This window comes from Achromobacter sp. FW305-C-30-7 (genome assembly GCF_058783105.1).
Genome location: NZ_JBYSYI010000020.1, coordinates 1 through 23,229 on the forward strand (window position 1 = coordinate 1; position 23,229 = coordinate 23,229).

18 protein-coding genes, 1 tRNA gene and 1 pseudogene are annotated in these 23,229 nt (G+C 63.1%); 4 read left to right on the top strand and 16 right to left on the bottom strand.

What is annotated here, in order from left to right:
- The 5 genes and pseudogenes from AC3WOB_RS31420 to AC3WOB_RS31440 form a co-directional block, all read right to left on the bottom strand.
- A pseudogene (locus tag AC3WOB_RS31420) lies at positions 1 to 76 on the bottom strand (GTP-binding protein); the annotation flags it as partial.
- Positions 77 to 154: 78 nt separating this feature from the next.
- Entirely contained in the window at positions 155 to 2,257 is a 2,103-nt protein-coding gene (gene fusA / locus AC3WOB_RS31425; protein WP_013397022.1) for an elongation factor G, read from the bottom strand.
- An 18-nt stretch (positions 2,258 to 2,275) separates the two neighbouring features.
- Positions 2,276 to 2,746 (bottom strand): 30S ribosomal protein S7, encoded by a 471-nt coding sequence (rpsG, locus tag AC3WOB_RS31430; RefSeq protein ID WP_006216561.1) that lies wholly within the window; start codon positions 2,744 to 2,746, stop codon positions 2,276 to 2,278.
- Between the two features lie 166 nt (positions 2,747 to 2,912).
- On the bottom strand, positions 2,913 to 3,290 hold the full coding sequence (gene rpsL, locus AC3WOB_RS31435; RefSeq protein ID WP_005017264.1) for a 30S ribosomal protein S12: 378 nt from the start codon (positions 3,288 to 3,290) through the stop codon (positions 2,913 to 2,915).
- A 573-nt stretch (positions 3,291 to 3,863) separates the two neighbouring features.
- Positions 3,864 to 4,544, bottom strand: coding sequence for a response regulator transcription factor (locus AC3WOB_RS31440; RefSeq protein ID WP_492277222.1), 681 nt, complete (start codon positions 4,542 to 4,544; stop codon positions 3,864 to 3,866).
- A gap of 290 nt (positions 4,545 to 4,834) precedes the next feature.
- Here AC3WOB_RS31440 and AC3WOB_RS31445 point away from each other — a divergent pair, with 290 nt between their 5' ends.
- Genes AC3WOB_RS31445 through AC3WOB_RS31455 form a run of 3 tightly spaced genes read left to right on the top strand, consistent with a single transcriptional unit; the run spans position 4,835 to position 9,032 of the window.
- Positions 4,835 to 5,551, top strand: a complete 717-nt coding sequence (locus AC3WOB_RS31445; RefSeq protein ID WP_013397024.1) for a response regulator transcription factor — start codon at positions 4,835 to 4,837, stop codon at positions 5,549 to 5,551.
- A 36-nt stretch (positions 5,552 to 5,587) separates the two neighbouring features.
- The gene (locus AC3WOB_RS31450; RefSeq protein WP_492277223.1) at positions 5,588 to 6,697 is read left to right on the top strand and encodes a FecR domain-containing protein; all 1,110 of its coding nucleotides are present in this window, start codon (positions 5,588 to 5,590) and stop codon (positions 6,695 to 6,697) included.
- A 10-nt stretch (positions 6,698 to 6,707) separates the two neighbouring features.
- On the top strand, positions 6,708 to 9,032 hold the full coding sequence (locus AC3WOB_RS31455; protein WP_492277224.1) for a CHASE2 domain-containing protein: 2,325 nt from the start codon (positions 6,708 to 6,710) through the stop codon (positions 9,030 to 9,032).
- Positions 9,033 to 9,044: 12 nt separating this feature from the next.
- Here AC3WOB_RS31455 and AC3WOB_RS31460 read toward each other — a convergent pair whose 3' ends face one another.
- Entirely contained in the window at positions 9,045 to 10,310 is a 1,266-nt protein-coding gene (locus AC3WOB_RS31460) for a serine/threonine-protein kinase (RefSeq protein WP_492277225.1), read from the bottom strand.
- 156 nt (positions 10,311 to 10,466) lie between these two features.
- Here AC3WOB_RS31460 and AC3WOB_RS31465 point away from each other — a divergent pair, with 156 nt between their 5' ends.
- A complete protein-coding gene (locus tag AC3WOB_RS31465; RefSeq protein ID WP_492277226.1) occupies positions 10,467 to 10,862 on the top strand; it encodes a TssQ family T6SS-associated lipoprotein in 396 nt (131 codons plus the stop codon).
- Between the two features lie 108 nt (positions 10,863 to 10,970).
- Here AC3WOB_RS31465 and rpoC read toward each other — a convergent pair whose 3' ends face one another.
- The 10 genes from rpoC to AC3WOB_RS31515 form a co-directional block, all read right to left on the bottom strand.
- The gene (rpoC, locus tag AC3WOB_RS31470; RefSeq protein ID WP_492277227.1) at positions 10,971 to 15,215 is read right to left on the bottom strand and encodes a DNA-directed RNA polymerase subunit beta'; all 4,245 of its coding nucleotides are present in this window, start codon (positions 15,213 to 15,215) and stop codon (positions 10,971 to 10,973) included.
- Positions 15,215 to 19,327 (bottom strand): DNA-directed RNA polymerase subunit beta, encoded by a 4,113-nt coding sequence (gene rpoB / locus AC3WOB_RS31475; RefSeq protein ID WP_013397030.1) that lies wholly within the window; start codon positions 19,325 to 19,327, stop codon positions 15,215 to 15,217. The genes rpoC and rpoB overlap by 1 nt, the downstream gene beginning before the upstream one ends.
- A 162-nt stretch (positions 19,328 to 19,489) precedes the next feature.
- On the bottom strand, positions 19,490 to 19,870 hold the full coding sequence (rplL, locus tag AC3WOB_RS31480) for a 50S ribosomal protein L7/L12 (protein ID WP_013397031.1): 381 nt from the start codon (positions 19,868 to 19,870) through the stop codon (positions 19,490 to 19,492).
- 81 nt (positions 19,871 to 19,951) lie between these two features.
- Positions 19,952 to 20,476 carry a 50S ribosomal protein L10 gene (rplJ, locus tag AC3WOB_RS31485; protein ID WP_013397032.1) on the bottom strand — a complete coding sequence of 175 codons (525 nt, stop codon included), beginning with the start codon at positions 20,474 to 20,476 and terminating at the stop codon, positions 19,952 to 19,954.
- A 249-nt stretch (positions 20,477 to 20,725) separates the two neighbouring features.
- A complete protein-coding gene (gene rplA / locus AC3WOB_RS31490) occupies positions 20,726 to 21,424 on the bottom strand; it encodes a 50S ribosomal protein L1 (RefSeq protein ID WP_013397033.1) in 699 nt (232 codons plus the stop codon).
- 2 nt (positions 21,425 to 21,426) lie between these two features.
- On the bottom strand, positions 21,427 to 21,858 hold the full coding sequence (gene rplK, locus AC3WOB_RS31495) for a 50S ribosomal protein L11 (protein WP_006389587.1): 432 nt from the start codon (positions 21,856 to 21,858) through the stop codon (positions 21,427 to 21,429).
- A 66-nt stretch (positions 21,859 to 21,924) separates the two neighbouring features.
- Complete coding sequence (gene nusG, locus AC3WOB_RS31500) at positions 21,925 to 22,458, bottom strand: transcription termination/antitermination protein NusG (RefSeq protein ID WP_006389586.1); 534 nt, start codon at positions 22,456 to 22,458, stop codon at positions 21,925 to 21,927.
- Positions 22,459 to 22,467: 9 nt separating this feature from the next.
- Complete coding sequence (gene secE, locus AC3WOB_RS31505) at positions 22,468 to 22,848, bottom strand: preprotein translocase subunit SecE (protein WP_013397034.1); 381 nt, start codon at positions 22,846 to 22,848, stop codon at positions 22,468 to 22,470.
- Positions 22,849 to 22,912: 64 nt separating this feature from the next.
- A tRNA-Trp gene (locus AC3WOB_RS31510) sits at positions 22,913 to 22,988 on the bottom strand.
- A 164-nt stretch (positions 22,989 to 23,152) separates the two neighbouring features.
- On the bottom strand, positions 23,153 to 23,229 hold a 77-nt coding region (locus tag AC3WOB_RS31515), incomplete at its 5' end, for an EF-Tu C-terminal domain-related protein (RefSeq protein WP_446649917.1).

Here is a 23,229-nt window from a genome sequence, read left to right on the forward strand (position 1 = left end):
TTTTGCCGTGGTCAACGTGACCAATCGTACCCACGTTCACGTGCGGCTTGGTACGTTCAAACTTGCCTTTTGCCATGATCTCTATCCTTTGACTTTCAAGGAAACTTGGATTTCTGCCAGGACCGTCCGGATGGGCGGCCCCGGCAAGGGTTATTTACTTGGCCCGAGCGGCGATGACTTCGTCAGCGACGTTCTTGGGGGCCTCGGAGTAATGCTTGAATTCCATCGTGTACGTGGCACGACCTTGCGTCAGCGAACGCAGGTTCGTGGCGTAACCGAACATCTCGGCCAGCGGAACTTCGGCCTTGATGGTCTTGCCGCCGCCAACCATGTCGTCCATGCCCTGAACCATGCCGCGACGCGAGGACAGATCGCCCATCACGGTACCAGCGTAGTCTTCAGGCGTTTCGACTTCAACGGCCATCATCGGTTCCAGCAGCACGGGGCTGGCCTTGCGCAGACCTTCCTTGAATGCCATGGAGCCGGCCATCTTGAACGCGTTTTCGTTCGAGTCCACGTCGTGGTACGAACCGAAGAACAGCGTGACCTTGACGTCGACGATCGGGTAGCCAGCCAACACGCCCGAAGGCAGCGTTTCCTGGATGCCCTTGTCCACCGCGGGGATGTACTCGCGAGGAACCACGCCGCCCTTGATGGCGTCCACGAATTCGTAGCCGCCGCCAGGAGCCAACGGCTCGACCTTCAGAACCACGTGACCGTACTGGCCGCGACCGCCCGATTGCTTGACGAACTTGCCTTCAACTTCGTCGCAGGTCTTGCGGATGGTTTCGCGGTAGGCCACTTGCGGCTTGCCGACGTTCGCTTCCACGCCGAATTCGCGCTTCATGCGGTCAACCAGAATTTCCAGGTGCAGCTCGCCCATACCGGAAATGATGGTCTGGCCGGATTCTTCGTCGCTGCGCACGCGGAACGACGGATCTTCCTGCGCCAGGCGCGACAGCGCCAGGCCCATCTTTTCCTGGTCAGCCTTGGACTTGGGTTCCACGGCCTGCGAAATCACGGGCTCCGGGAAAATCATGCGTTCGAGCAGGATGTGGGAGTCGATGTCGCACAGCGTTTCGCCGGTGGTCACGTCTTTCAGACCCACCACGGCGGCGATGTCGCCTGCCAACACTTCCTTGATTTCTTCGCGGTTGTTCGCGTGCATCTGCAGAATGCGGCCGATACGTTCCTTCTTGCCCTTGATGGGGTTGTAGACCGTATCGCCCGACTTCAGGACGCCCGAGTAAACGCGCACGAAGGTCAGCTGACCCACGAACGGATCGCTCATCAGCTTGAACGCCAGAGCCGAGAACTTCTCGTCGTCGTTGGCTTCACGCGTGACGGGGTTGCCATCGTCGTCCTGACCGTCGACCGCGGGAATGTCCACGGGCGAAGGCAGGTAGTCGATGACCGCGTCCAGCATGCGCTGCACGCCCTTGTTCTTGAAGGCGGTGCCGCACAGCATCGGCTGGATTTCGCCAGCGATGGTGCGTTGACGGATGGCCAGGTTGATTTCTTCTTCGTCGAGCGAACCCGTTTCCAGGTACTTGTTCATCAGCTCTTCGGACGATTCAGCAGCGGCTTCAACCAGCTTTTCGCGCCATTCGTTCGCCAGGCCTTCCAGCTCGGCCGGAACGTCTGCGTAGTCGAACTTGATGCCTTGGCTGGCTTCGTCCCAAATGATCGCCTTCATCTTGACCAGGTCGACCACGCCTTGGAACGTGTCTTCGGCGCCGATGGGAATGACGATCGGCACGGGATTGGCGCGCAGGCGGTTCTTCAGCTGGTCATAGACCTTGAAGAAGTTGGCGCCGGTGCGGTCCATCTTGTTGACGAAGGCCAGACGCGGCACGCCGTACTTGTTGGCTTGGCGCCACACGGTTTCGGACTGGGGCTGAACACCGCCCACCGCGCAGTAGACCATGCAAGCACCGTCCAGGACGCGCATGGAACGTTCCACCTCGATGGTGAAGTCCACGTGTCCCGGGGTGTCGATGATGTTGATGCGGTGTTCGGGATAGTTCTTCGCCATGCCACGCCAAAACGCCGTCGTTGCTGCCGACGTAATGGTGATGCCACGCTCTTGTTCTTGTTCCATCCAGTCCATGGTGGCTGCGCCATCATGCACTTCGCCAATCTTGTGATTGACGCCGGTGTAGAACAGGATACGTTCGGTCGTGGTGGTTTTCCCTGCATCGATGTGCGCAGAGATACCAATGTTGCGATAGCGCTCGATCGGGGTTTTGCGGGCCATGGTGGGTTAGTCCTTAAATTACCAGCGGAAATGGCTGAAGGCCTTGTTGGCCTCTGCCATCTTGTGCGTGTCTTCGCGCTTCTTCATCGCGGCGCCACGACCTTCGGAGGCGTCGATCAGTTCGCCAGCAAGACGCAGATCCATCGACTTCTCGCCACGCTTCTTGGCGGCTTCACGGAGCCAACGCATAGCCAGGGCCAGGCGGCGCACGGGGCGCACTTCAACCGGCACTTGGTAGTTGGCACCGCCAACGCGGCGGCTCTTCACTTCGACGATCGGCTTGATGTTGTTGATCGCCAGGCTGAAAACTTCGATCGGCTCTTTGCCGGTCTTGGTTTGCACTTGCTCGAGGGCACCGTAGACGATGCGCTCGGCGACGGCCTTCTTGCCGTCCAGCATGACGACGTTCATGAACTTGGCGAGTTCGACGCTGCCGAACTTGGGATCGGGCAGAATCTCGCGCTTGGGTACTTCGCGACGACGGGGCATTGTTGCTTCCTTGTGTCTGTTCAGTTGAACCGTGTTTCATTACACGGCCATGGCCGTCCATGGAGACGACCCCTTACGTGCCGCGCACCTTCCCATCATCTGGATGGCGCGGTCGCACTTCCCTAGTGACGGACTGCCGCCACGCGGGGGTACTGCTGACTCGTTATTAAGCCTTCTTCGGGCGCTTGGCGCCGTACTTCGAGCGGGCTTGCTTACGATCCTTGACGCCTTGCAGGTCGAGGGAACCGCGCACGATGTGATAACGCACACCGGGCAAGTCCTTCACACGACCGCCACGCACCAGAACCACCGAGTGCTCTTGCAGGTTGTGGCCTTCACCGCCGATGTACGAAATGACTTCGTAACCGTTGGTCAGACGCACTTTGGCAACCTTGCGCAAAGCGGAGTTCGGCTTCTTGGGGGTGGTGGTGTACACGCGAGTGCACACGCCGCGGCGTTGCGGGCAGTTTTCGAGCGCGGGGCTCTTGCTTTTGATGATGCTGACTTCGCGCGGCTTGCGCACGAGTTGGCTAATGGTAGGCATGACCTTTGAAATCCCTTTTACGTACCACTGGGTAAGTACTTACGTACTCGTCTCCTCAAGCAGTGAACTTTCGGAGAAGGCAGTTCGCGCAAAACCGCCTCAAACGTTCATATACGTAAAAGAGCGGGCTTGCCAACAAACTATGACAAAACGCACAAAGCTGGATGCCGTGGGGTGACGGCGCCGGAAAGACCCGTTGCCGCGAAGCCGTATGGCTTGAAACGAAAGGCTCGTGACGCACCTTGTTCCCAGACACCGTACTTCTGAACCCTACCGCGGCCAGATTTTGCGCGCGAAATAAAGCAGTAAGCCCTTTAGCATAACTGAGATCAAGGGCTGCTGTCAAAGAAAATTGTAAGCCGCGCGTGTGGCGCGTTGCCGGCAGAAGCATGCCAGTTAGGCGGCGCTCGTGAAAATTAGGGCCGCATACGCCGAAAATCGGGGTGCCTGAAATCAGGGTCATTGACTGCGGCAATCGGCAGGAACAGCGATATGCTGACTGCGGATAGCGGCCGGGCGCTCTGGCGCCGGGGCTGCCGCCAGGCGCGGCACCGCCAGTATAGCCGTGCCCCGCTACTGGTCGGCGAACAGGTAGCCGCTGCCGTAGACCGTGCGGATGGGCAACATGACCCCGGCCAGCTCGGCCTTGCGACGCAAGCGGCTGACGATCACGTCGATGCTGCGGGAACCGCTGGCGCGGACTCCGCCCCCTTCCACCTGCAACTCGTCGCCCAGCTCGTTCCGGCCCACGGCCTTGCCCGCCACTTCCAGCAGCGAACGCACGATCAGGCGCTCATTGGCGGACAGCGAGATGGTGGCGCCCGTGGGCGCCGCCAGGGTCCAGCCCTGGTCGCGCAGCTCCCACTGGCCGTTCTGGGCCGGCTCGGCCAGGGACGGATCCTGCCCGGCGGGCAGGCGGCGCGCCAAGGACAGCAGGATGCAGGCCAGCTCGCGGGGATCCTGCGGATCTGGCAGACAGGCGTCGGCACCGCTTTGCAGGCAGCGCAGGCGGCTATCCACCGACATGCCGGTTCCCGTGACCACGATGCCCATGGACGATGAGCCGTGCAGGCGGGCCACCAGGGCGTAGCCGATTTCGCCCAGGGTCCCGACATCCAGGACCACGACGTCAAAGCCGCCGCCGTTGAGCAATCCAAACAATTCGAGAGACGTCGAGCAACCGCGTGCAGAAATACCAGCTTGCAGCAATGCGGACACGGCGACGCCGCGGGCGGCCTCGTCGGGTGACATCATAAGTATGCGCAATTGATTCATATCTGTTCCATACGACCAACAACCTCGACCGGCTCCGCCCCACGCCTTACCGCGGGGGGAGAACGATTGAGACAGTGTGGCGCGTTGTTACGCAACAACTCCAGTCAAGATTCGTCAACTTTGCAATGTTTGACAGTTCTTGCCATAACGTAGCCAGCCGGGGCCCCTCCCGAGTTATCATTCGTTTACACCTATATATTCCTTTCCCATCTTGCAGTAGGGCGCCATAGCGCGCGCTTGCGTAGCAAACCTTCGCGAGAACACGTCTGATGAAAATCGCGTCGCTGGAAGACGACCTGGATCAAGCACAACGCATCCAGCAAGTTCTGACCACTGCCGGATACACCTGCAGCAGTTATCAGCAAAGCCGGGATCTCCTGGCCGCGCTGCGCACTGAGCAATTCGACCTGGTGCTGCTGGACTGGCATTTGCCCGACATCGACGGCGACGATGTGGTGCGGTGGCTGCGCGCCAATATCGGCCCGCGCATCCCGGTCATCTTCCTGACCAATCGTTCCAGCGAGGACGATCTGGTGGAAGGTCTGCGCGCCGGCGCGGACGACTACATCGTCAAACCCCTGCGCCCCCTGGAACTGCTGGCGCGGGTGGCGGCCTTGCTGCGCCGCAGCCAGATCGCCGAACCCGCGGACGATGCCTTCGACGTGGCGCGCTATCGCATCGAACCCGCCGCCCGCACGATCACCCTGGATTCCGCCGTGGTGTCGCTCGCCCCCAAGGAATTCGAGCTCGCCCTGCTGTTTTTCCGTAATGTCGGCCGCCTCATGTCGCGCGACGTGCTGGCCGAATGCGTATGGAACCGGGAAATTCCCGCGACCTCCCGCACCCTGGACACCCATTTGTCGAACATCCGGCAAAAGCTCCAGCTGCGTCCCGAACACGGCGTGCGCCTCACGTCCTCTTATGCGCTGGGCTACCGGCTGGAGCAAATCAGCTCGCCGGAAGACATCGCAGCCAATCCGCAGTAAGCGCCTGCGCGCGCCCCCCCTGGAGAACCGATAGTCATGAGCCGCTGCCGCGCGCTTTCTTTGCTTGCCATGATCTCCTGCCTGGCGCTGATGGCGCCGGCCCGCAGCCAGCCCGCTGGCGCGCTTGGGGACGACTTCATCTACCGTGTGCGCCAAGGCGATACGTTGATCGACCTGGCAACCCGATATACCCACAAGCAGGCCAACTGGAGCCAGCTGCAAACCCTGAACAAGGTAGTCACGCCGGAAACGCTGCCCATCGGGCTGGAATTGCGCATCCCGCTGTCCATGATTCCCGTGCGGCCCGCCGACGCCCGTGTCGTGCACGTCAGCGGCCAGGCGAATGTCGACGGCAAGGCCTTGCGGGCCGGCGACACCGTGGCTGAAGGCAGTACGGTCGGCACCGCTGCCAACGGCTTCGTCACGCTGGAGCTGGCCGACGGCTCCAAGCTGACACTGCCGGCCGGCGGCTCCGTCGAACTGACGCGCCTGCGCCAATTCGAAGGCACTGCGCTGACGGATTCCGTCGTCCGGGTGCAAAGCGGCGGCGTGGAGTCCTCAGTGGCACCCTCCGGTCAAGGCGTGGGCCGTTTCGAGATCCGCACACCGGTCGCGGTCACTGGCGTGCGCGGCACGCGCTTCCGCGTACAAAGTGGCGCGCAGGGCGTACATAGCGAAGTGCTGGAAGGCAGCGTGCGTCTGCAGCCCCACGCACCCGGATCGCCCCCAGCCAAACCGGTCGCGGTGGCCACGGGCTACGGCGCCGCGGTGGGCTCGGACGGCGCGGTCTCGGGCATGCGCGCGCTGCTCGATGCGCCGCAACTGGGCACACCCACGCGCGCGGGCGGCGGCACCTGGACCGCCGACGTCTCGCCCGTGTCCGGCGCGCAGAGCTACGTGGTGCGCGTCTCGCGCGATGCCGAAGGCGCGTTGCCGGTATCTTCGACGAGCTTTCCCAGCAACGATATCCGCTTCGCCGCGCCCGGTCCGGGAACCTATTACGTGTCCGTGCGCGCGGTGGATGACCTGGGCCTGAACGGACGCGATGCGATCGCGACCTTCGAGGGCGCGAACATGCTCCTGACCTCCGACGGCTCGGGCGTGGCCAGCGGCACGGGCGGCCTGATCACGCTGACCGATTACTAGAGCCCGTCTCATGGCCGACGCCGCCGATCCGCAGGACCGGACCTCGCGCTCAGGGCTGTGGCTGACGGTGGTTTTAGCGGTGCTGGCCGCCATCCTGGGCTCGTTCAATGGCCTGGGGCGCTTCGATCAAATCCTTTATGACCGCGCCTTGTCGTTGAGCGGGCGCGACGCCGACCGCGACATCCTGATCGTCGCGATCGACGACGACAGCATCAAGGCGCTGGGCCACTGGCCATGGCGGCGCGCCGTCCACGCGGCGCTGCTGGACCGCCTGCAGGGCGCCCGCGCTGTCGCGCTGGACCTGATCTTTGCCGAGCCGGACATGGCCAATCCGAACGACGACCGCATCCTGGCCGACAGCATCCGGCGACATGGCCGTACGGTCCTTCCGGTCGTGCTGGACCGGCTCGACCGCCCTTCGGCAGTCAACGAGCCCATCCCCGGCGTGGCGCAGGCCGCCGCCGCCAAAGGCTTCATCAACGCGCGCATCGACCCGGATGGCGTGGTGCGCGCAGCAACCCTCAGCGCGCAGCTCGGAGACCGCCGTTGGAACCATCTGGCCATGGTCATGCTGGACGTCGGCGGCCAAGCGAATGCGGCGCAGAAACTGTTGAACCGCGCCGCGCCCGACGGCAGCATCCTGATCCCCTACTCCGGTCCCACCGCGCATACGCGCACCGTGTCCTACCTGTCCGTGCTGCGCGGCGACCTGTCGCCCGACGAACTGCGCGGCAAGTATGTGCTGGTCGGCGCCTGGGCTACCGGCCTGGGCGACGCCTACCCGACGCCGGTGTCGCACGACGTCAGCGGCATGTCGGGGGTGGAGATCATCGCGAACCTGCTGCACGCGGCGCGCGACGATATCGCCTATCGGCTGCCGCCCGCCTGGAGCAATGCGCTGTTCGCGGCGCTGCCCGTGCTGCTGGCCTGCCTGGCCCTGTGGCGGCTGTCGCCCAAGCAGGCCCTGCTGGTCAACCTGGCGCTGTTCATCGTCATACTCCTGATGGCGTTCCTGCTGCTGGCCTATGCCTATGTGTGGTTCGCGCCGGCTGCGGCGCTGCTGGGCGTGGCGCTGTGCTATCCGCTCTGGAGCTGGCGCAGCCAGGAGGCCGCGCTGCGCTACATGGACAACGAATTGCGCCGGCTGCAGCGCGAGTACCCGCCGGTGTTGAACGAGGCCGGCGCCCAGGGCGCGGGTCCCAGCGCGTCGCTGGAAAGTCGGGTCGGCGAGCTGCGCCGGGCGCTGGCCCGCGTGCGCAACCTGCGCCGCTTCCTGGCCGACGGCCTGGACGGCATGCCGGACGCCACGCTCGTTTTCGATCAGGACGGCCGCATGCAATTCCGCAATCAGGCCGCGGTCATGTATTTTCAGCGGCTGGGGATGCGCCCTCCCCGCGTCGGGCGCCGGGCCACCCATCTGCTCGAAAAGACCATTTCCGATCCCGCCACGCGCCAGCGCGTGGCCGAGGCGCTCAGCGGCCAGGGACCGGTCGCGGCGTCATCGCCATGGAGCGCCGACCTGGAAGTACGCGACCATGCCGGACGCGACCTGATCCTGAAATGCGCGCCGATTCACACCGCCGAAGGCGACTTCGCCGGCACCGTCGCCACGCTGACTGACATCTCGCGCATCCGCCAGGCGGAGCGCCAGCGCGAGGAAACCTTGCGCTTCATCTCGCATGACATGCGCGCCCCCCAAAGTTCCATCCTCGCGCTGGTCGAAATGAAGCAGGAAGGCGGCTCGCCCGAGAACCAAAGCGAAACCCTGGGCCGCATCGCCGCACTCGCCAACCGCACCTTGCGCCTGGTCGACGACTTCGTGCACCTCACTCGCGCCGAGTCGATGACAATCAGCGCGGTGGAACTGGATCTGGGCAGCCTGCTGCAAGACGCCGTGGACGAGTTCTGGGCCTCGGCTCAGAAACGCGGCATCGAACTCGTCCTCGCGCTGCCGCTGCCCGCCGCCTATGTCCGCGGCGATCAAACCCTGCTCATGCGCACGCTGTGCAATCTGATCGACAACGCGATCAAGTACAGCCCGCCGCAAACCCGGATCGAATGCGGCATCGACGAGGAGCCCGGCTTCTGGCGTGCCAATATCCGCGACCAGGGCCAGGGCATTGCGGCGCAGGATCTGGCGCGGCTGTTCGAACCCTTCTCGCGCGTGGGCGTCGAAACCCGCGGCGACGTCGGTGGCGCCGGCCTGGGTCTGGCGTTCGTGCGCACGGTCGCCGAACGCCACGGCGGAACGGTCGAAGTCAGCAGCGAACTGGGCGCGGGTTCAGTCTTCACGCTGCGCCTGCCCATGGCGCCAGAAGAGATATCCGCGACGTAGCCGCGGCGCCCCCTATTGGAAGACGTGCGAGATCACGGCGGGCTTGCCTGCCTTGACCTCCAGCGTCGTACGGTACGGCGGCAGGCCGGCATTGCGCAGCACCACCTGGTACTTGCCGGGAATCAGCCGCAGTTCCTTGACCGGCGGACTGATGCCGCGCGCCACGCCATTGATCCAGACCTCGCCCCATGGGCGGATGTCCAGCCGCACCAGCACCGGAATCGGCTTGGGTTTGGCGGTCTCTTCGGCCACGGCTGCGGGAGCCTCGGCGGGCACGGCCGTGGACGGCACGGCCACGGTCGCTGGCGCCTCCGCAGGCGGCGCCGAAGGAGTCGGAGTTTCGCCCAGGGCTGGCGCGCTTTCCGGCGCAGGCGTCTGGGGCGCCGATTCCTGCGGGGCTCGAAGCTCGGGCGGCGATGGCGACGCCACCGGCCCGGCGCCCGGCGCGGGCGGCGGCATCGGATGCACGGCCGGCGGATTCGGCTGAACCACTTCGGACCGGGTGATCAGCGCGTTGGGAGCGCCCATTCCAGACTCGAACCAGGCATATACTCCCGCTCCGATCAGCGCCACGACGAGCAGCAGCACCAGCAGGGGATGGCGTCCGCGCGCCGGTTGGTGCGCCGCAGCGGCGGCTGCAGGCGGCGCCGCATGGGAGGCCGGCAACGGGGCGATCAGATCCGGCGCTGTCTCGACCTGAGCGGCGATGCCCAGCATGCCGGCCAGATCCGCCAGCGTCTGCGGCCGATCAGCGGGCGCCATGGCCAGGCCGGCGTCAATCGCGGACAAGAAATCCTGGCTGTACTTCGGCAATCCCAGGGAGGCGAGCGGCTCGTAGGTATCCTCCGCGCGGCGCTCGGGCGCCGGCGCCGGCTTGCTCCCTATGACCAAGGCGTGCATCACCGCGCACAGGGCGTAAATATCGCTCCACGGGCCGCGCGGCCATTCCACCGAATCGCTATAGAGCTCGAACGGCGCAAAACCGGGGGTCGGCGTGCGAGTGGCTCGGCGCGAACGCGCCACGACCAGTTCCGGCACCAGATGGGCGCGGGCGCTTTCGTCCATGCCCACGGTATCCAGCGAAATATCGCCGCAGATTTCACCCTGGGCGTGCAGGGCCATCAAGGATGGCAGCAGGTCAGACAGAAGCCGCTTGATGCGGGTTTCCGGTACGCCCCCCGCCGTGCTGGCGGCGATGGCACTCAGCGGACGCAGTGCAAGCGGCGCGGCGCCGGAAAAGGGGCCACGCGGCGTCAAGAGGCCGGCGGAAGAAGACATGATCGGGACTGGCGCTGTCGCATGACAGCTAAATTAACGATGGAATAAGGCGAATATTATCCAATCCGCACCGCAAGGACATTGCGGAAAATGTCCGAGCGCATCAGGCTGTGGCACGATAGCGTACCGCTAAACCTCTCTACACCTTTGGAAGCCATGAAAATTCGCGTTCTGAGTAGTCTGCTCGGCTTGTCGGCCCTCCTGGCGGGTTGCGCCGGGGTTACGTCCAAGCAGCCAGAAGCGCCGCCCACCGCAGAAGCCTTGGACCAGCTGCAGCAAGTACGCGACAAATACAGCGCCGGCCGTTACGGCGAAGTCATCCGCGGCGTCGCCACCTCCGACGCCCTGGCCACCTCCACCAAGGCCGTGCGCATCGAAGCCTACAAGCTGCAGGCGTTCAGCTACTGCGTGAGCAAATATCCGCGCCTGTGCGAGGACAGCTTTGCCCGCATCCTGGCTCTGGACCCCGCCTTCGAGCTGGCGCCGAACGAAGCTGGCCATCCCGTCTGGGGGCCCGTGTTCCGGCACGCGCAGGCACAGGTCACGAAGTAACCTCCCCTGCGCCAGGCAAAAAAAGGCCGCTGATTCGCATCAGCGGCCTTTTTGATTCCGGGCATGCCGCGCCAGACTGCGCGCGGCATCCCTGCCGGGTGTTTCCGCTTATTCGGCGGAATCCTCGGAGCCGAGGTCGGATGCCGGCGTTTCCGCATCCGAGCCCACCGTGACCGGCGAGTCTTCGAACGGGTTGGCCAACTGGCGGGCGGCTTCGCGTTCCGCGGCCTCCAGTTCTTCCTTGTCGCGGCGTGCGTGGTGATAAGCCAGACCCGTCCCTGCCGGGATGAGGCGGCCGACAATCACGTTTTCCTTCAAACCACGCAGATCGTCGCGCTTGCCCATGATGGCGGCTTCGGTCAGGACACGCGTGGTTTCCTGGAACGATGCGGCCGAGATGAACGAGTCGGTCGACAGCGAGGCCTTCGTGATACCCAGCAGCACGTTGTCGTACGTGGCAGGAATGCGGTCTTCAGCCTGCATGCGGTCATTCGCATTCAACAGCTCGGAGCGCTCGACCTGCTCGCCCGGGATGAACTCGGTATCGCCCGCGTCAACGATGTTCACACGACGCAGCATCTGACGAACAATCACTTCGATGTGCTTGTCGTTGATCTTCACGCCCTGCAGACGGTACACGTCCTGCACTTCGTCGACGATGTAGGTCGCCAGCTTCTCGATGCCTTGCAAGCGCAGGATGTCGTGGGGATCGGCCGGGCCGTCCACGATCATTTCGCCCTTGTTCACCACCTGGCCGTCGTGCACCAGCACCTGCTTTTCCTTCGGAATCAGGAACTCGTGGCTCACGCCTTCCAGGTCGGTGATGACCAGACGCTGCTTGCCCTTGGTGTCCTTGCCGAACGAAACCGTGCCGGTAACGTCGGCGAGCATGCCGGCGTCCTTGGGCGAGCGGGCTTCGAACAGCTCGGCCACTCGCGGCAGACCGCCGGTAATGTCGCGGGTCTTTTGCGATTCTTGCGGAATACGCGCCAGAACTTCACCCACGGCAACCTGCTGGCCGTCGCGCACGGTAATCAGCGCGCCCACCGGGAACGAGATGTTCACCGAGTGATCGGTGCCGGCGATCTTGACGTCTTCGCCCTGCTCGTTGACCAGCTTGATCTGCGGACGCATGACGATCTTGCCGCCACGGGTCTTCGGCGTGATGACGACGAGCGTCGACAGGCCGGTGACTTCGTCCACCTGCTTGGCAACGGTCACGCCTTCTTCGATGTTCTCGAAGCGCACGGCGCCACCGTATTCCGACACGATAGGACGGGTCAGCGGATCCCACGTCGCCAGACGTGCGCCAGCCTTCACGGCTTCGCCATCGCCCACCAGCACGGTCGCGCCGTACGGGATCTTGTGGCGTTCGCGTTCGCGGCCGTTGTCGTCGAAGATCGCCAGTTCGCCGGAGCGCGAGATCGCCACACGTTCGCCCTTGGCGTTCGTGACATAGCGCATCGTGCTGGCAAAACCGACGTTACCGCTGGACTTGGTTTCCACCGCGCTGGCCAGAGCCGAACGCGACGCCGCGCCACCGATGTGGAACGTACGCATCGTGAGCTGCGTGCCCGGTTCGCCAATGGACTGGGCGGCGATGACGCCAACCGCTTCGCCCTGGTTGACCGGCGAGCCACGACCCAGATCGCGGCCGTAGCAGTGCGCGCACAGACCGTGGCGCGTTTCGCAGGTCAGCGGGGTGCGGACCTTGACTTCGTCCACGCCGATGCGGTCGATGGTGTCGACCAGGTCTTCGTCCAGCAGGGTACCGGCGACGATGGCCGTTTCCTGCGTGTCCGGGTTGATGATGTCGATGGCGGCAACACGACCCAGGATCCGGTCGCGCAGCGGCTCGATGACTTCACCGCCTTCGACCAAGGCCTTCATGTTGTAGCCCTGCGAAGTGCCGCAATCGTCCTCGGTGATCACCAAGTCTTGCGTCACGTCGACCAGACGGCGGGTCAGGTAACCCGAGTTGGCGGTCTTCAGTGCCGTATCGGCCAGACCCTTACGCGCGCCGTGAGTCGAGATGAAGTACTGGAGTACGTTCAGGCCTTCACGGAAGTTCGCGGTAATGGGCGTTTCGATAATCGAGCCGTCCGGCTTGGCCATCAGGCCGCGCATGCCGGCCAGCTGGCGGATCTGGGCGGCCGAACCGCGGGCGCCCGAGTCAGCCATCATGTAGATGGAGTTGAACGATTCCTGGCGCACTTCCTCGCCGTGACGGTTGATCACGGGTTCGGTGGCCAGTTGTTCCATCATCGCCTTGCCGACCTTGTCGCCGGCCTTGCCCCAGATGTCCACCACGTTGTTGTAGCGTTCCTGGGACGTGACCAGACCCGACGAGTACTGCTTGTCGATTTCCTTCACTTCGCGGCTGGCTTCGGCCAGGATGCCTTCCTTGGCGGTCGGGATCAGCATGTCGCCCATGGCGATGGAGATACCGCCGCGCGTGGCCAGGCGGAAGCCTGACTGCATCAGCTTGTCAGCGAAGATCACGGTGTCGCGCAGGCCGCAACGGCGGAACGACTGGTTGATCAGGCGCGAGATTTCCTTCTTCTTCAGCGCCTTGTTCAGCACCGTGAAGGGCAGGCCCTTGGGCAGGATTTCGGACAGCAGCGCGCGGCCGACCGTCGTCTCGTGACGGCGGATCACCGGCTGCCATTCGCCAGCCTCGTCGCGCTCGTGTTCCTTCAGGCGCACGGTGATGCGCGACTGCAGCTCGACTTCGCCGTTGTCGTAGGCGCGCTGCACTTCAGCGACGTCGGTGAAGAAGATGCCTTCGCCGCGGCCGTTGATGCGCTCGCGCGTCGTGTAGTACAGACCCAGCACGATGTCCTGGGACGGCACGATCGACGGTTCGCCGTTGGCCGGGAACAGCACGTTGTTCGAGGCCAGCATCAGCGTGCGCGCTTCCAGCTGGGCTTCCAGCGACAGCGGCACGTGGACGGCCATCTGGTCACCGTCGAAGTCGGCGTTGAACGCCGCGCAAACCAGCGGGTGCAGCTGGATGGCCTTGCCTTCGATCAGGACCGGCTCGAACGCCTGGATGCCCAAACGGTGCAGCGTGGGCGCACGGTTCAGCATGACCGGGTGTTCGCGGATGACTTCTTCCAGGATGTCCCAGACCACCGGCTCCTGGCTTTCCACCAGCTTCTTGGCAGCCTTGATGGTCGTGGCCAGACCCATCATCTCCAGGCGATTGAAGATGAACGGCTTGAACAGTTCCAGGGCCATGAGCTTGGGCAGGCCGCACTGGTGCAGCTTGAGCTGCGGACCCACCACGATGACCGAACGGCCCGAGTAGTCGACGCGCTTGCCCAGCAGGTTCTGACGGAAACGACCGCTCTTGCCCTTGATCATGTCGGCCAGGGACTTGAGCTGGCGCTTGTTGGCGCCGGTCATGGCCTTGCCGCGGCGACCGTTGTCCAGCAGCGAGTCGACGGCTTCCTGCAGCATCCGCTTTTCGTTGCGCAGGATGATTTCCGGAGCCTTCAGCTCCAGCAGGCGCTTCAAGCGGTTGTTGCGGTTGATGACGCGGCGGTACAGGTCGTTCAGGTCGGAGGTCGCGAAGCGGCCGCCGTCCAGCGGCACCAGCGGACGCAGGTCCGGCGGCAGCACGGGCAGCACTTCCATGACCATCCACTCGGCCTTGATGCCGGACTTCTGGAAGCCTTCCAGCACCTTCAGGCGCTTGGAGATCTTCTTGATCTTGGCTTCCGAGCTGGTGGCCTTCAGTTCGCCGCGCAGCGTTTCCACTTCGCGGTCGATGTCGATGGTGCGCAGCAGTTCGCGCACGGCTTCCGCGCCCATCAGGGCACGGAAGTCGTCGCCGTACTCTTCGGTCTTGGCGAGGAAATCGTCATCCGACATGATCTGGCCGCGCTTGAGCGGCGTCATGCCAGGTTCGATCACGCACCAGGCTTCGAAGTACAGCACGCGTTCGATGTCGCGCAGGGTCATGTCGAGCACCATGCCCAGACGCGACGGCAGGCTCTTCAGGAACCAGATGTGCGCGACGGGGCTGGCCAGCTCGATGTGGCCCATGCGTTCACGGCGAACCTTGGCGACGGTGACTTCCACGCCGCACTTTTCGCAGATCACGCCACGATGCTTCAGGCGCTTGTACTTGCCGCACAAGCACTCGTAGTCTTTGATCGGGCCAAAGATCTTGGAGCAGAACAGGCCGTCGCGCTCGGGCTTGAACGTGCGGTAGTTGATGGTCTCGGGCTTGCGAACTTCGCCGTAGGACCACGAACGGATCTTCTCGGGCGAGGCGATGCCGATCTTGATGGCATCGAACTGCTCGTCTTGCGAGACTTGCTTAAAGAGGTCGAGTAGCGCTTTCATTAGTTACGCTCCAAATCCATGTCCAGGGCCAACGAGCGGATTTCCTTGACCAGCACGTTGAACGATTCCGGCATGCCGGCGTCGATGACGTGGTCGCCCTTGACGATGTTTTCGTATACCTTGGTACGGCCGGTGATGTCGTCGGACTTCACCGTCAGCATTTCCTGCAGGGTGTAGGCGGCGCCGTATGCTTCCAGCGCCCACACTTCCATCTCCCCGAAACGCTGGCCGCCGAACTGCGCCTTGCCGCCCAGAGGCTGCTGGGTAACCAGCGAGTACGGGCCGGTCGAACGCGCGTGCATCTTGTCGTCGACCAAGTGGTGCAGCTTCAGGTAGTGCATGTAGCCGACCGTGACGGGACGCTCGAACTGCTCGCCCGTACGACCGTCGTACAGCCATGCCTGCGTACGCGACGGCGTCAGCGCCATGCGCTTGGCGACTTCGTCCGGATAGGCCAGCTCCAGCATCGTGGTGATTTCCTCTTCGGTCGCGCCGTCGAAGACGGGCGTCGCGAACGGCACGCCGTTCTTGAGGTTCTGGGCCATTTCCATGACTTCTTCGTCGGTCAGCTCGTCGATGCGGGCGCCGGTGCCGGTCGTGTTGTAGACCTTGTCCAGGTAGGCACGGATGTTCTTGACCTGTGCGGTGCGTTCGTCGCGCAGCATGTCGGCGATGCGATGGCCCACGCCCTTGGCAGCCCAGCCCAAGTGCACTTCCAGCACCTGGCCGACGTTCATCCGCGAGGGCACGCCCAGCGGGTTCAGAACGATGTCGGCCGGCGTGCCGTCAGCCATGTGCGGCATGTCTTCCACCGGGGTGATGCGCGAGACCACGCCCTTGTTGCCGTGACGGCCTGCCATCTTGTCGCCAGGTTGCAGACGACGCTTCACGGCCAGGTAGACCTTGATCATCTTCAGCACGCCCGGGGGCAGCTCGTCGCCTTGCGTCAGCTTCTTGCGCTTTTCTTCGAAGGCCAGGTCGAACTGGTGGCGCTTCTGCTCCAGCGATTCCTTGGCCTGCTCCAGCACGACGGCGTGCGGCTCGTCGGCCAGGCGGATGTCGAACCACTGCCAGCGGTCCAGATCAGCCAGGTATGCCTTGGTGATCGTGGCGCCCTTGGCCAGCTTGCGCGGGCCGCCGTTGACGGTCTTGTTGACCAGCATCTTTTCGATACGGTCGAACTGGTCGTTCTCAACGATGCGCAGCTGGTCGTTCAGGTCCTGGCGATAGCGGCGCAGTTCATCGTCGATGATGGACTGGGCGCGCTTGTCGCGCACGATGCCTTCGCGCGTGAACACTTGCACGTCGATCACGGTGCCGGTCATGCCCGAGGGCACGCGCAGCGAGGTGTCCTTAACGTCGGACGCCTTTTCGCCGAAGATGGCGCGCAGCAGCTTTTCTTCCGGCGTCAGCTGGGTCTCGCCCTTGGGCGTGACCTTGCCGACCAGCACGTCGTCGGCGCTGACTTCGGCGCCGATGTACGTGATGCCCGAATCGTCCAGGCGGTTCAGTTGCGTCTCGGCCAGGTTGCTGATGTCGCGCGTGATTTCTTCCGGACCCAGCTTGGTGTCGCGGGCGACGACCGTCAGTTCCTCGATGTGGACCGAGGTGTAGCGGTCATCGGCCACAACCTTTTCGGAGATCAGGATCGAGTCTTCGAAGTTGTAGCCGTTCCACGGCATGAACGCGATCAGCATGTTCTGACCCAGGGCGAGTTCGCCCAGGTCGGTCGATGCGCCGTCGGCCAGCACGTCACCCTTGGCAACCTTGTCGCCACGCTTGACGATAGGACGCTGGTTGATGTTCGTGTTCTGGTTGGAACGGGTGTACTTGATCAGGTTGTAGATGTCGACACCGACTTCGCCGGCGACGTTTTCTTCATCGTTCACGCGGATCACGACACGCTCGGCGTCGACGTGGTCGACCAGGCCGCCACGCAGGGCTTGCACGGTCGTGCCCGAGTCAACGGCCACGGTGCGCTCGATACCCGTACCCACGACCGGCTTTTCCGGACGCAGGCAAGGCACGGCCTGACGTTGCATGTTGGCGCCCATCAGCGCGCGGTTCGCGTCGTCGTGCTCCAGGAACGGAATCAGCGAGGCGGCAACCGACACGATCTGCGACGGGGCAACGTCCATGTAGTGCACGTTGGCCGGAGCGGTCAGCATGGTTTCGCCGGCTTCGCGGCAAGCCACCAGGTCGTCCACGAAACGGCCTTCTTCGTCGAGCGCGGCGTTGGCCTGCGCGATGACGTAGTGGCTTTCTTCGATGGCCGACAGGTAGTCGATCTGCTCGCTGACCTTGCCGTCGATGATCTTGCGGTAAGGCGTTTCCAGGAAGCCGTACTCGTTCAGGCGAGCGTACAGCGCCATGGAGTTGATCAGGCCGATGTTCGGGCCTTCCGGCGTTTCGATCGGGCAGACGCGGCCATAGTGGGTCGGGTGCACGTCGCGGACTTCGAAGCCGGCGCGCTCGCGGGTCAGACCGCCCGGGCCCAGTGCGGAAACGCGACGCTTGTGCGTGATTTCCGACAGCGGGTTGGTCTGGTCCATGAACTGCGACAGCTGGCTCGAACCGAAGAACTCCTTGATGGCGGCCGAGATCGGCTTGGAGTTGATCAGGTCGTGCGGCATCAGGTTTTCCGTCTCGGCCTGGCCCAGACGTTCCTTGACGGCGCGCTCGACGCGCACCAGGCCGGCGCGGAACTGGTTCTCGGCCAGTTCGCCGACGCAACGCACGCGGCGGTTGCCCAGGTGATCGATGTCGTCGATCTGGCCACGGCCGTTACGCAACTCGACCAGCACCTTGATGGTTTCAAGGATGTCTTCGTTGGTCAGCGTCATCGGACCGGTGATGTCTTCACCACGGCCCAGACGGCTGTTGACCTTCATGCGGCCGACGCGCGACAGATCGTACGTTTCTTCGCTGTAGAACAGACGTTGGAACAGCGCTTCCACCGCTTCTTCGGTGGGCGGCTCGCCGGGACGCATCATGCGGTAGATGGCGACGCGAGCGGCCATCTGGTCGGCGGTTTCGTCGGTGCGCAGCGTCTGCGAGATGTACGGACCGCGGTCCAGGTCGTTCGTGTAGAGCGCCTGGATGTCGTAGACGTTGGAGGCGCGCAGGGCGCCCAGCACGCTTTCCGTGATCTCGTCGTTCGCGTTGGCGATGACTTCACCGGTGTCCGGGTCGACGATGTTCTTGGCCAGCACGCGGCCGTACAGGAAGTCTTCCGGCACGGAGATGCGCTGGATGCCGCCGGCAGCCAGGTCGCGCAGATGCTTGGCGTTGATGCGCTTGTCTTTTTCGACAATGACCTTGCCGTCGCGGTCCGAGATGTCGAAACGGGCCATTTCGCCCTTCCAACGCTCGGGCACGAATTCCATCATCGCGCCTTCGCTCTTCAATTCGAAGTTGTCGAAGTCGAAGAAGTTGGCCAGGATCGATTCCGGCGTCATGCCGATGGCCTTGCACAGGATCGTGACAGGCATCTTGCGGCGGCGGTCGACGCGGAAGAACAGGACGTCCTTCGGATCGAATTCGAAGTCCAGCCACGAACCGCGGTAAGGAATCACGCGGGCCGAGAACAAGAGCTTGCCGGAGCTGTGGGTCTTGCCGCGGTCGTGCTCGAAGAACACGCCAGGCGAGCGGTGCAGCTGCGAGACGATGACACGCTCGGTGCCGTTGATGACGAAGGAACCCGTGCCCGTCATGAGCGGAATTTCGCCCATGTAGACTTCCTGTTCCTTCACTTCCTTCACGGTGGGCTTGCTGACTTCGCGGTCAAGCAGCACCAGGCGGACCTTGGCTCGCAGGGGCGAGGCATAGGTCAGGCCACGTTGCTGACATTCCTTGACATCGAACACCGGTTCGCCGAGCACATAGCTCACGAACTCCAAGCGCGCCATACCGTTGTGACTAACGATCGGGAAAATCGACGAGAACGCCGCCTGCAAACCGTCGGCTACGCGATCGGACGGGGCGGTATCCGCCTGCAGGAAAGTTAGGTAGGATTGAAGCTGTGTCGCCAACAGGAAGGGAACGTTTTGAACGTCTTCACGCTTGGCGAAGCTTTTGCGGATGCGCTTTTTTTCGGTGTACGAGTAAGGCATGAGCACTCCGACTCGAGGTTGCATGGGCCGTCAACCACGGCCCCAGGTGATACGACTCCAGGAAACCCCTCTGTAAAGGCATGACCCCAGTAGGGGTTTCCTGGAAACGCAAAAGCCCGGGGACTGCAAACTGCGCTGTCCCCGGGCAAGTTGACGCAGGTCTTACTTGACTTCGACCTTGGCGCCAGCTTCTTCCAGCTTCTTCTTGGCGGCTTCGGCGTCAGCCTTGGCCACAGCTTCCTTGACGGGCTTCGGAGCGCCGTCGACCAGGTCCTTGGCTTCCTTCAGACCCAGACCGGTCAGCTCGCGCACGGCCTTGATGACGCTAACCTTGTTGGCGCCAGCTTCGGTCAGAACGACGGTGAACTCGGTTTGCTCTTCAGCAGCGGCGGCAGCGCCACCAGCGGCGGGAGCAGCGACAGCGACAGCGGCGGCAGCAGCCGACACGCCGAACTTCTCTTCCATTTCCTTGATCAGCTCGGACAGCTCGAGCACGGTCATGCCAGCGATGGCGTCAAGGATTTCAGCTTTGTTAAGTGCCATTTTTCAGAACTCCAAATAATTTGGTAATGCCAGGGTTTGGGTGTCGCTCGGTCGTTCAGCGAATTCCGGACAGCAGGGCGATTAGGCCGCTGCCTTCTGGTCGCGCACAGCCGCGAGGCCACGGGCGAACTTGGTCGGAACTTCGTTGAGCGTACGCACGAATTGCGCGATGGGGGCTTGCATGGTGCCCAGCAGTTTCGACAGCAACTCTTCGCGCGAGGGCATGGTGGCCAGGGCCTTCACGCCGTCTTGGTTCAGCAGGCTGTTGGGCAGAGCGCCCGCCTTGATGACCAGCTTGTCGTTGCTTTTCGCGAAACCTGCGAGGACCTTGGCCGCCGAAACCGGATCAGCGCTGATGCCATAGATCAGCGGACCGGTCAGTTGCTCAGCCAACGGCTCGAAAGCCGTGCCGGCAACAGCACGACGGGCCAGCGAGTTCTTCAGAACACGCAGATACACGCCCGATTCACGCGCAGTTTTGCGCAGTACGGTGACAGAGGCGACGTCCAGACCACGGTACTCAGCGATAACAATCGATTGGGCCTTGGCGACTTCCGCCGAGACTTCCTCGATTACCACCGCTTTCTCTTGACGATTGAGACTCACGGTTTGAACACTCCATCAAAAGACGCCTGGGGCCTGAGCCTTGCGCGTCAACCGAATGCGGCGCCTGGTCGAGTTCTTCGTGTAAAGAAATCTTCCTGGGGACGCCGTCTACGCTGGATCCGAACCTTGCGGGCTTCGGGATTAAGCGGAGTGGCCCGGTACTGCTTGAACCACCCTGCTCCAGCGGTCTTTGACAGCAACATCCGGAGGAATCCGGATGCAGCCCAAAGTACGTTTACTGCTATCGGCTTAGTTGGCCGACAGCGAGGCAATTTCCACGCGCGCACCGCCGCCCATCGTGGACGAAACGGCCAGCTTGCGCAGGTAAATGCCCTTGGCAGCTGCGGGACGAGCCTTTTGCAGGGCGTCGACCAGAGCGGCCAGGTTGGTTTGCAGCTGTTCCACGCCGAACGACGCGCGGCCGATCGTTGCGTGGATGATGCCAGCCTTGTCGGTACGGTACTGAACCTGACCGGCCTTGGCGTTCTTGACAGCGGTGGCGACGTCCGGGGTCACGGTGCCGACCTTCGGGTTCGGCATCAGGCCACGGGGGCCCAGGATCTGACCCAGGGCGCCCACGACACGCATCGTGTCGGGCGAGGCGATGACCACGTCGAAGTCCATTTGACCGGCCTTGATCTGGTCAGCCAGGTCGTCCAGGCCGACGATGTCGGCGCCAGCGGCCTTGGCGGCTTCAGCCTTGTCGCCTTGGGCGAACACGGCGACGCGGACCGACTTGCCGGTGCCGGCGGGCAGAACGACCGAGCCGCGGACCAGTTGGTCCGACTTCTTCGGGTCGATGCCGAGCTGCACGGCCACGTCAATGGATTCATTGAACTTGGCGACGGCGGTTTCCTTGACCAGGGTCAGGGCTTCAGCGACCGGGTACATCTTGGTACGGTCGATCTTCTGCGCAATGGCGGCGGCGCGCTTGGACAGTTTTGCCATGATTAGATCCCCTCAACCGTGATGCCCATGCTGCGGGCGCTGCCAGCGATCGTACGCACGGCGGCGTCCAGATCAGCGGCGGTCAGATCGGGGCCCTTGGCCTTGGCGATCTCTTCAGCTTGAGCGCGGGTCAGCGTGCCGACCTTGTCGGTATGCGGCTTGGACGAACCCTTTTGCACGCCGGCGGCCTTCTTGATGAGGACCGTCGCGGGCGGGGTCTTCATGATGAAGGTGAAGCTCTTGTCCGCGAAGGCGGTGATCACCACGGGAATCGGCAGACCAGGCTCCATGCCTTGGGTCTTGGCGTTGAACGCCTTGCAGAATTCCATGATGTTCAGGCCACGCTGACCCAGGGCCGGGCCAATCGGGGGGGAGGGGTTAGCCTTACCAGCCGGCACTTGCAGCTTGATAAAGCCGACGATCTTCTTCGCCATGCTTTGCTCCTTGCGGGTTATATCGCTCCTGGGCACTGAGGCCTGGGAGCTCCCCGGGGGTTGAAATTAGGTCTTTTCGACCTGACTGAAATCGAGTTCGACGGGCGTGGCGCGACCAAAAATGGTGACGGACACACGCACCTTGCTCTTTTCGTAGTTGACTTCTTCGACGTTGCCGTTGAAGTCCGCAAACGGACCTTCCTTGACCCGAACCATCTCGCCCACTTCGAACAGGATCTTGGGGCGGGGTTTCTCGACACCCTCTTCCATCTGGGAGAGGATCTTCTCGACTTCCTTTTCGGAAATCGGGGTCGGACGGTTGCCCGAGCCACCCAAAAAGCCGGTGACGCGGTTGGTGTTCTTGACCAGGTGCCACGTTTCGTCGGTCAGGTCCATTTCAACCAGGACATAACCGGGGAAAATGCGGCGCTCGGTGATCGACTTCTGGCCACCCTTGACCTCGACGACTTCCTCGGAGGGCACAAGAATGCGGCCAAACGACGTTTGCAGGCCCGCGCGCTCGATGCGCTCGTTCAGGGCCTTGTGTACGCTTTTTTCCATGCCGGAGTACACATGGACGACATACCAACGCTTACTCATTCGCCGTCCTTATTTCCAGCCCAACAGCAGGCCGTAGAGAATCCATTCGATGCCCTTGTCGAGCACCCACATGAAAAGGCCCATGACCGCCACAAACGCGAAAACGATACCCGTCATCTGGGTCGTTTCCTTGCGCGTGGGCCACGAGACACGCTTGACTTCGTTGTAGGACTCGCTGGCGAAGCTCAGGGTGCGGCGGCCGGGTTCGCTGAACCAGGCGATCACGGCTGCGATCACGAGACCGCCGACGAAAACGCCGACACGAGCAGGCATCGGTTGCGCGCTCAGCACGGAGAACCCGACGATGCCAGCAATAACGACAAGAACCGCCAGCCCGAGCTTGACCCGGTCGGCGGTACTGGTTACGGTTTCTACGCTGGTATTAGACATATTGCGACGCGAGCCGCCGTGAATGCGTAACTCGCGATGATCTCCCGCGGGTTTATCCTGGCGGTGGCAGGGGCAGTAGGAATCGAACCTACAACCTTCGGTTTTGGAGACCGACGCTCTGCCAATTGAGCTATGCCCCTAAAACACTACTGGCTTGCACTACATTCACTGACTTTCCGGACCCGTCGCTCAAGATAGCCTTGAGCTATCCGACGCAAATGATCGCGGAGCCAAACATCATAACACTTTTACGGCAAAAATGGGTAGAGGGACTTTTCGTCCGCTCTACCCATCCGGGTATTGCTTACTTCAGGATCTTGGCGACGACGCCGGCGCCGACGGTACGACCGCCTTCACGGATGGCGAAACGCAGGCCTTCTT

Coding starts and splice junctions, on each gene's coding strand:
- fusA (WP_013397022.1), bottom strand. CDS start 2,257: ATGGCCCGCAAAACCCCGATCGAGCGCTATCGCAACATTGGTATCTCT.
- rpsG (WP_006216561.1), bottom strand. CDS start 2,746: ATGCCCCGTCGTCGCGAAGTACCCAAGCGCGAGATTCTGCCCGATCCC.
- rpsL (WP_005017264.1), bottom strand. CDS start 3,290: ATGCCTACCATTAGCCAACTCGTGCGCAAGCCGCGCGAAGTCAGCATC.
- AC3WOB_RS31440 (WP_492277222.1), bottom strand. CDS start 4,544: ATGATGTCACCCGACGAGGCCGCCCGCGGCGTCGCCGTGTCCGCATTG.
- AC3WOB_RS31445 (WP_013397024.1), top strand. CDS start 4,835: ATGAAAATCGCGTCGCTGGAAGACGACCTGGATCAAGCACAACGCATC.
- AC3WOB_RS31450 (WP_492277223.1), top strand. CDS start 5,588: ATGAGCCGCTGCCGCGCGCTTTCTTTGCTTGCCATGATCTCCTGCCTG.
- AC3WOB_RS31455 (WP_492277224.1), top strand. CDS start 6,708: ATGGCCGACGCCGCCGATCCGCAGGACCGGACCTCGCGCTCAGGGCTG.
- AC3WOB_RS31460 (WP_492277225.1), bottom strand. CDS start 10,310: ATGTCTTCTTCCGCCGGCCTCTTGACGCCGCGTGGCCCCTTTTCCGGC.
- AC3WOB_RS31465 (WP_492277226.1), top strand. CDS start 10,467: ATGAAAATTCGCGTTCTGAGTAGTCTGCTCGGCTTGTCGGCCCTCCTG.
- rpoC (WP_492277227.1), bottom strand. CDS start 15,215: ATGAAAGCGCTACTCGACCTCTTTAAGCAAGTCTCGCAAGACGAGCAG.
- rpoB (WP_013397030.1), bottom strand. CDS start 19,327: ATGCCTTACTCGTACACCGAAAAAAAGCGCATCCGCAAAAGCTTCGCC.
- rplL (WP_013397031.1), bottom strand. CDS start 19,870: ATGGCACTTAACAAAGCTGAAATCCTTGACGCCATCGCTGGCATGACC.
- rplA (WP_013397033.1), bottom strand. CDS start 21,424: ATGGCAAAACTGTCCAAGCGCGCCGCCGCCATTGCGCAGAAGATCGAC.
- rplK (WP_006389587.1), bottom strand. CDS start 21,858: ATGGCGAAGAAGATCGTCGGCTTTATCAAGCTGCAAGTGCCGGCTGGT.
- nusG (WP_006389586.1), bottom strand. CDS start 22,458: ATGAGTAAGCGTTGGTATGTCGTCCATGTGTACTCCGGCATGGAAAAA.
- secE (WP_013397034.1), bottom strand. CDS start 22,848: ATGTCTAATACCAGCGTAGAAACCGTAACCAGTACCGCCGACCGGGTC.